At 36.8% G+C, this 2,532-nt stretch carries 4 protein-coding genes; 3 read left to right on the top strand and 1 reads right to left on the bottom strand.

The features are described 5' to 3' along the window. The 3 genes from HRT72_03745 to HRT72_03735 form a co-directional block, all read left to right on the top strand. The coding region (locus tag HRT72_03745; GenBank protein NQY66819.1) for an aminotransferase class III-fold pyridoxal phosphate-dependent enzyme at positions 1–287 on the top strand (287 nt) is incomplete at its 5' end. A gap of 30 nt (positions 288–317) precedes the next feature. Further along, positions 318–920, top strand: a complete 603-nt coding sequence (locus HRT72_03740) for a rhomboid family intramembrane serine protease (protein NQY66818.1) — start codon at positions 318–320, stop codon at positions 918–920. A 4-nt stretch (positions 921–924) separates the two neighbouring features. Next, positions 925–1,761 (top strand): aminotransferase class IV, encoded by an 837-nt coding sequence (locus tag HRT72_03735; GenBank protein NQY66817.1) that lies wholly within the window; start codon positions 925–927, stop codon positions 1,759–1,761. Here HRT72_03735 and HRT72_03730 read toward each other — a convergent pair whose 3' ends face one another. Next, positions 1,762–2,289, bottom strand: a complete 528-nt coding sequence (locus HRT72_03730) for a YqgE/AlgH family protein (protein ID NQY66816.1) — start codon at positions 2,287–2,289, stop codon at positions 1,762–1,764. It abuts the gene before it with no gap. Positions 2,290–2,532: the final 243 nt, after the last annotated feature.

The following is a 2,532-nucleotide window of genomic DNA, read 5'->3' as shown; positions in this document are numbered from 1 at the left end:
CACAAGGGGATTTCGTTTCTAAGATTCATGGCAATGGGTTTGTTAAGAGCGCTCGTTCAACCGGAACGGTACTTGCAATTGAAATAGAAACGGGCGAAAGTTCTTCTTACTTCAGCAATATTAGAGACCACATTTATAATTACTTTATGGATAGAGGGGTAATTATTCGTCCTTTAGGAAACGTACTCTATTTGGTGCCACCATTTTGCATCACAAAAGAGGAGTTGAAAGGGGTGCATAATATGATTGTTGATTTTCTTGATTCTTTATCAGTCAAACAGGAGTAATCTCAATTTAACAATCAATACTTTTGGCAAATGACTTTGCTAATAGTTATTGTTACATGCGCTATCTCCATTATAGCTTTCTCTAAAAGGGAGTTGTTTAATAAACTTCTTTTTGCACCTAATAAAATATTAATTGAAAAGGAGTGGTATCGCATGGTATCACACGGTTTTATTCATGCAGATTGGATGCATTTGTTTTTCAATATGCTTGCTTTGTATATGTTTGGTGGAATCGTTGAAGATTATTTTGATGCCATCTTTGGCGGGAAATCAACGTATTATTTTATTCTACTCTATATGGGCGGTCTCATCTTTGCCTCGCTAAGAACTTTGCAGAAAGAAAAGGATAATTATATGTACAGCAGTGTAGGTGCTAGTGGCGCTGTTTCTGCAATTGTATTTGCTTCTGTTTTGTTCGATCCATGGCACAGTATCTATGTTTACTTTATTAAAATGCCTGGAATCGTTTGTGCTATTGGGTTTGTCGCATATTCAATTTATATGGGTAAAAAGAATATCGATAATGTGAATCATGATGCTCATTTATGGGGAGCTCTTTTTGGGGTGGCTTTTACGATAGTAATGGAACCTAGGGTTCTTGGATTGTTTATTGGTAAACTTTTAGAATATTAGAATTATGGCTTCATTAGTAAATTTCGATAGTAATCTGGTAGACTCATCTACCGTAATTACCGTTAATAACCGAGCATTCAATTATGGCGATGGCCTCTTCGAAACAATGCGCTTTATGAATGGGCAAGTTCAATTTATCGATCGTCATTTTATGCGTCTTTCTATAGGAATGGAAATGTTGGGAATGAAGGTGCCATCTCATTTTACTGCAGATTATATAAGTAGGGAAATAAAGAGATTAGTGAACGACAGAGATCTACGTGGATCTGCAAGGATCAAGATGGTTGTCTTTAGAAAAGAAGGCGGGTTTTATCTTCCAGATACAAATGATTTTTCTTTTTTAATTACATGTGATGAGATCCCGAATGGGTATACACTAAATGCTGGAGGTGTAAAGCTAGGTGTGTTTGATGAAGTTTTGTTACAGGAAAGTCCATACGCTAATATTAAGCATCTGAATAGATTACCTAATATTTTGGCAGGAAACTATTGTAAAGAAGTAGGTTTCGATGATTGCTTAATGTTGAATGGAAAGAGGGATATTGTCGAATCTATGGGTTCAAATATTTTTTTAGTTAAAAAAGGAAACTTAACAACACCTAAGTTGGAAGATGGTTGCCTGGCCGGTGTGATGCGAAGTGTGATAATCGATATAGCAGGAAATGCAGGAATGTCGGTGAGTGAAGAATCGTTAACTCCAGAAAGTGTTGAAGAGGCGGATGAAGTGTTTCTAACCAATGCTATTAGCGGAGTTAAATGGGTAGGAGCTTATAAGCGTAGGCGATACCTTAATACCAAATCTAAGATCTTGATAATGTTTTTGAACAAAAAGGGAGTTTGATTAATTTAAACTAGGGTCCTCTGGGAAATTCGCCATTTGAGTAAATTCTTTTCCCATTTCAATAACTGTAGATTTCCACATTTCTTTATAGTTTTCATCTAGTAAGTGCTCCTTCTTAGCCTTCGAAACAAACCATGATTCTTCTTTCATTTCTTTTTCTAGCTGATCTATATCCCAGCCTGCGTAGCCAAGAAAAAAACGTATTTTTTTTATATCAACATTCTCTGTCTCGATAAGCAATTTAAGGGCTGAGAAATCAGTGCCCCAATACATTCCTTTAGTAATCTCTACATCAGACTCGCACATATTGTCTATAGTATGCATGTAAAACAGGCTGTCTTTTTCTACTGGCCCACCCAAGTATATCCTATTGTCGGAGTTTGGGAACTCGTCCATGAGGTCACTTAATTTGAAATCTAAAGGGCGGTTTAGAATAAACCCCATAGCCCCCATTTTGATGCTTGATTCGGTTAGTATGATTACGGATCGCTTAAAAAAAGGATCTTGTAAGAAGGGGGCCGAAATCAAAAGTCTGCCTTTTTTAGGGCTTAACTTGTTGGCAGGTTTTAGGGTCTTCATTATCATGTGAAGAAAATTAGGTTAATTTTAGTCGTGATGCAAACAATCTGGTTTCGTTGGTACGAGCCGCCAATATTAAAATGGATTAATGGTGCTGAGCCAGAATAAAATCGAAAAGTATTTTCAGAAGTTCGGGTGGCGTGGACAATGTATTAGTAGTCCGATTGATGAACAGGTAGAGCTGATTGTTGT

Source organism: Flavobacteriales bacterium, assembly GCA_013214975.1.
GTDB lineage: Bacteria > Bacteroidota > Bacteroidia > DT-38 > DT-38 > DT-38.
This window is presented reverse-complemented; position numbering and strand designations above follow the sequence as displayed.

Coding starts and splice junctions, on each gene's coding strand:
- HRT72_03740 (NQY66818.1), top strand. CDS start 318: ATGACTTTGCTAATAGTTATTGTTACATGCGCTATCTCCATTATAGCT.
- HRT72_03735 (NQY66817.1), top strand. CDS start 925: ATGGCTTCATTAGTAAATTTCGATAGTAATCTGGTAGACTCATCTACC.